Here is a 4719-nt window from a genome sequence, read left to right on the forward strand (position 1 = left end):
TTTCAGCGCTACTACGGCGTATCGCCCTCGGTCTATCGTCAACGCTTTGCCTCTTCCCATGCTGGCGCCACACAGGAGAACCTCTCATGCCTTTAACCGTCACTCTATTATCGCTCTGTCAGGCGTTGCTGGTTACTGGCAATGTCTTGTTGATCGCCGTATCACCGCTGATAGGGGCGTCCTTGGCCCCTAGCGCGTCATGGTCGACAGCGCCTGTCGCTACCCAGTGGCTGGGGCTGATGTGCGCGACTATTCCGGCCTCACTAATCATGGCCAGACTGGGGCGAAAGCGTGGCTTTATTCTGGGCAATATAGTGGGATTCGTAGGCGCACTGGTTGCCGTCCAGGCGCTGATGGGTGAGCACTTTGGACTGTTCTTACTGGCCACCTGGCTGATTGGTATCGGCATTGGCTTTGGTCAACTGTATCGCTTTGCCGCAGTAGAGGCCGCTCCGGCATTGATGCGTGACCGGGCGATTGGTCTGGTGATGGGCGGTGGTGTGCTGGCGGCGTTTGCAGGACCGTGGTTGGCCAGAGTGAGCCGTGAGCTGGGCGAGGTGCCGTTTCTGGGCAGTTTCGTGGGTTTAGCCGTGCTCTATGCGTTGGCATTAGCGGTATTGATGCTGACACGGTTACCGCCCGCTTCTCGCACCCACTGCGAAGGCAGCGCACTGCCGCTAGGGAAGATACTTCGCCAGCCCGGATTTATTGTCGCGGTGAGCGCGGCGATGGTCGGCTACGGTGTGATGAATCTGGCGATGACCGCCACACCGCTCGCCATGGAGGGAGCTGGCCACCACTTTAACCACGTTTCAATGACCATTCAGTGGCACGTGGTAGCGATGTTCTTGCCTTCCTTCTTTACTGGCCATTTGGCCACCCGCTTCGGCGCCAAACAAGTCATTGTGGCAGGTTGCCTGCTGCTGGTAGCCAGTGCTTTGGTTGCTCAGTGGGGAATCGGTTTAGTCGGTTTCAACGTAGCGCTGATTTTGTTGGGCTTGGGCTGGAACTTTACCTTCCTACCCGCCACCGGACTGCTCACTGAGAGCTACCGCCCGGTGGATAAAGCGCGCACCCAGGCCGCCAACGAGTTTCTAGTGTTTGGCACCGCGGCGGTGACCGCCTTGTTCGCTGGGCCTTTGGTTAGCGGCTTGGGCTGGGCGATGCTTAACCTACTATTAATCCCCGTCGCGCTGGTGCCCTTGGTGGTGCTGGTGTGGCAGCACCGAATCCGGCTGGCAAGCGCTTAAAAATCTCCCGGTGCGCACTGCAGGCAAGTAAGTCCGAGTGCGCGCCATTGGGCGACTACCGCGTCACGGTCATCCAGCACCAGCCAAGGCGCAAAGCCGTCGCTACGCATTTGATTGAGTAGCGCGGCTTTCACCTCTTCATCATCTACATGGTCATCGCCTTGCGGGCGCAGGTACATCGCATCAAAGGGAATGGTGTGGCGCTCTAACCAGCGCTGGGTATGCTCACGGTGGCTATCCGGACGGCCGCTGCAAATCACGATCTGCTGGCCTTGGGCCTTCAGGATCTTAACCAGTTTGGCCACCGCGTCGATCACCGGCGCTTCAGCCATATGGGCAAAAAAAGGATCCCACTGCTTGGCGGGGCCAAGAACCCACTCGTGTACGTCGGTGGGATGGAATTCGGCAAGCGTGCCGTCAACATCAACAATCACTGCGGACATTATTAATTTCCTAAACGGTTAAATGGGCGGTAGGGCGCGTGGCCATATGCGGTTGAAGCTCTAAGGTGTGATGGATGCGTAGCCGCTGTCCCAGACGTTGACGCCATTCGCTTAAACAGTTGCCAGTCAGCGGGGTAAATAGCGGCACTACCTGAGTGGCAGCAAGCTGATCGGCAAGCGCTACTAGGTGGGAGGCGCGCAGATGCACATTCCAGCGTTGCCAGCTTATCTCGCCTGCGGCGAGTTGAACTTGGCGTTCAGGTGTTAGGTAACCGGTGTGCAGTAGCTGGTAATTGGGCCATTGGTCGGGCGTATCATTGCGGTCACTAACCAACTGCAGCGCTGGCTGCGAAGCATTCTGCCGTTCTAGCAGTGTGCTAATCGCACTGTCGAGACCTGGGCGGCGTAAGTCGCTTGGCAGTGCTAGCAGTGCGGCGAGGTTATCGCGAATAATCGGGTCAATGGCGAAAGGGAGCTGACGACGGTCGGCCTCTTCCGACAGCCACAGGGCCATTTCCAGGGCGCGCCCTGTTTCAGGCGTCGGTAATACTAACGGCTGGTCAAGCTGCAGACGAATAGCCTGCACGCAGCTTTCCTGGGGTTGGTCATAGTTGCCATAGGAAGCGTCCAGCAGCGCCGTGCGTGCAGGTGGCGGTATATCGAAAGGAAACAAGCGGGATTCAAAACAGGCATCGCCGCTGTAGAAAATGCCGCCATCCACGTCCAAGTGCAGCCAAACGCCACCCAGCGAGTGTCCTGCTTGGCCGGTGGTCACCTTGATACCTTCGACCATAAGGCTTCCGCGTGCTGGCAAAGGCTGCCAAGCGCGGTGTTTAGGCAATGTGTTGGCGACTAAGGGCGTGCAGTAGAGCGGGATAGTATCGGGCAGTTCGGCAACGCCACCGATATGGTCAATATGGTCGTGGCTAATCAGAATAGCGTCTACGCCCAAGCCATCTGCCCAGGTGATAGGCTCCCCAGGGTGCAGCGCGCCTCCTGCGTCCAGCAGCAGCCGTTTGCCGTTGGTTTCGACCACGATAGCGGCGGGGCCTTTACCCCCCAGCCCGCTTAATAGATGAATACGAGTGCTCATTGGTCAGGCTCCAGACACCAGCCTTCTAATAGCCGCAGAGCGACTTGTTGGCCCTCTTCAAGCGCGTGGTGATGGTAAGCCAGCAAGGCTTCGCCGCTGGGCAGACGCAGGTGTAACTCGTAGCGTTCACCACGAAAGGTCAGCCGCTCGACGCGCCCGGTGAGGTCATGTTCATTGGGAGCTTGGGCGTCTACGCGAATATGTTCGGGGCGAACCAGGACGGGTTGACGTGCAGCTTGGGAGCGGGAGCTGTGTGCCGCAGCCAGCCCTTGCATCAGGGCACTTTCCGTTAGCCGCTGCCCTGGCGCGCCGTTGGCAATGGCCAACTGGCTACCTTGACCGATAAAGCTGGCCACCCATTCGCTGCGCGGTTGGCGATAAAGCGTTTCGGGCGTTGCCCACTGTACTAGCTCCCCATCGCGCATTACGGCAATGCGGTCCGCCATCGCCATGGCTTCACTTTGATCGTGAGTGACGTACACCATCGTCGCGCGGGTACGGCGGTGGAAATCCACAAAGCTGTGTTCCATGGAGGCACGCAGATTACGGTCTAGATTGGCCAGCGGCTCATCCAGCAGTACAACCGCAGGGTCGGTCACTAGACAGCGGGCTAGCGCGACCCGCTGGCGCTGACCACCGCTTAGCTCCTGTGGCGAACGCTGTGCATAGGGTTCCAAGGCTACCTGAGCCAGTGCATGAGCAACTCGGCGTTGATATTCACTGCCCTGAATGCGGCGCAGTTTGAGTGGGTAACCGACGTTGTCGGCCACGTTCATATGCGGCCAGAGCGCGTATGACTGAAACACCATCGCCATGTTGCGCTGCTCTGGTGGTACATGGTGATGGCGGCTGGCTAGCAGCGTATCGTTCAGGCGTATTTCGCCGCCAGTGACATTTTCGAACCCCGCCAGCATACGTAGCATGGTGGTTTTACCGCAGCCGCTGGGGCCCAGCAGTGCCACAAATTCCCCTGGTGCAATCTCTAGCGAGAGGTCATTGACCGCGCGATGGTCGCCAAACTGTTTGGTGACCTGTTGAATTGCTAGCCCTGCCATGGCACGACTCCTTTGGGTAAACGAGGGGCGAGCAGGCTGAGCGACAGCATCAGCGTGGCGACCATCAAGACCACCAGTACCGATACCGCAGATGCCAGCACGCTCTCACCGCCCTCATCAAGGTTAAAAATCAATACGCCCAGCGTTTCGTTGCCAGCGCTCCAAAGCAGTGCCGATACCGTCAGCTCGTTCACCGCCAGCAGGAAGACCAACAGCCCCCCGGCAAATAGCGATGGTGCAATCAGTGGCAGTACGATCGTGGTTAGCCGCCGCCACGGGCCTGCCCCCGCCAGTTGTGCGGCTTCTTCCAAGGAGGGATCAAGCTGAGCCAAACTGGCGCTAACGGGTTTGAGGCATACCACTAAGAAACGCGCCAGATAGGCCACAAAGATCAGCCCGAGCGTGCCGTAGAGCGCAACGTTGATCAGCGGCAGAGGGCGTACGAACAGCAAAATGCAGGCGATCGCCAGCACCACACCAGGTAGTGCGTAGGGCAGTTCAATAGCGCTGAGCGTCAACTGCTGGAGACGGGGCGGGAGTCGCTGCAGGCGATATGCTAGCGGCAGGCTGCACAGCATAAGCACCAGCGCGGCACCGCCTGCTAGCCATAGGCTGTTGCGTACAGCGCGCCAGGTGGCGCCTTGGCGGCCAATCACTTCGTGATAAGCGTTTAACGTCACGCTATCGAAGCTGAGGGGAACGCCCATGGCGGGCACCAATGAGCTGACCACCAGCGCCGCGAGTGGTGCGACGAGAATCACCAATAAAACGCCGACGAGTACGGTCGTCACCGCTGGCCGAAAGCGGCCCAGGGTAAAGTCATGAGAGCGACCGCTATGGCCGCCTAAGCCAAAGCGGCTGCGATTCAGCCAGTATTG

At 59.0% G+C, this 4719-nt stretch carries 5 protein-coding genes; 1 reads left to right on the top strand and 4 read right to left on the bottom strand.

Annotation, left to right across the window (positions count from 1 at the left end; translation table 11 throughout):
* Positions 1-86: 86 nt before the first annotated feature.
* Complete coding sequence (locus tag INT22_RS01050; RefSeq protein ID WP_193060079.1) at positions 87-1250, top strand: MFS transporter; 1164 nt, start codon at positions 87-89, stop codon at positions 1248-1250.
* Here INT22_RS01050 and INT22_RS01055 read toward each other — a convergent pair.
* The 4 genes from INT22_RS01055 to INT22_RS20140 all read right to left on the bottom strand — a co-directional run.
* Positions 1247-1693 carry a phosphatase domain-containing protein gene (locus tag INT22_RS01055; RefSeq protein ID WP_089040680.1) on the bottom strand — a complete coding sequence of 149 codons (447 nt, stop codon included), beginning with the start codon at positions 1691-1693 and terminating at the stop codon, positions 1247-1249. The two genes, INT22_RS01050 and INT22_RS01055, sit on opposite strands and share 4 nt — an antisense overlap.
* A 10-nt stretch (positions 1694-1703) precedes the next feature.
* Positions 1704-2786 carry an MBL fold metallo-hydrolase gene (locus INT22_RS01060; RefSeq protein WP_193060080.1) on the bottom strand — a complete coding sequence of 361 codons (1083 nt, stop codon included), beginning with the start codon at positions 2784-2786 and terminating at the stop codon, positions 1704-1706.
* The gene (locus INT22_RS01065; protein ID WP_089040682.1) at positions 2783-3841 is read right to left on the bottom strand and encodes an ABC transporter ATP-binding protein; all 1059 of its coding nucleotides are present in this window, start codon (positions 3839-3841) and stop codon (positions 2783-2785) included. The genes INT22_RS01060 and INT22_RS01065 overlap by 4 nt, the downstream gene beginning before the upstream one ends.
* On the bottom strand, positions 3829-4719 hold an 891-nt coding region (locus INT22_RS20140), incomplete at its 5' end, for an ABC transporter permease (protein ID WP_226912310.1). The genes INT22_RS20140 and INT22_RS01065, both read right to left, overlap by 13 nt.

The sequence above is a fragment of the Halomonas sp. 3D7M genome (genome assembly GCF_014897885.1).
In the GTDB taxonomy this organism is placed as follows: Bacteria; Pseudomonadota; Gammaproteobacteria; order Pseudomonadales; family Halomonadaceae; genus Vreelandella.